The following is a 230-nucleotide window of genomic DNA, read 5'->3' as shown; positions in this document are numbered from 1 at the left end:
GAGCAGGGCGAAGTATTAAGTGAACAGTTAGACCAACTGGCGAGTCACTTGCAACCACTACAAATAGCCTTACAACAATTTGTGCTTAGCAGTGAGCAGCAAGCTCAGCCTGAATCGGCTGTTCAATCGAATGTTAGCGATGAAGAAATACTCTCTGATTTACAAACATTGTCCCAATTGCTGGATGACTTTGATAGCGAAAGTAATGATTTTCTTGATCAACATGAGGC

At 42.2% G+C, this 230-nt stretch carries 1 protein-coding gene; it reads left to right on the top strand.

From position 1 onward, the window contains the following. The coding region (locus tag Q4528_RS16555; protein WP_303522895.1) for a hypothetical protein at window positions 1–230 on the top strand (230 nt) is incomplete at both ends.

Source organism: Staphylococcus pasteuri (assembly GCF_030547725.1).
Classification (GTDB): domain Bacteria; phylum Bacillota; class Bacilli; order Staphylococcales; family Staphylococcaceae; genus Staphylococcus; species Staphylococcus pasteuri.
The sequence above is the reverse complement of the archived record's forward strand: the minus strand, read 5'-3'. Positions and strand labels throughout refer to the sequence as shown.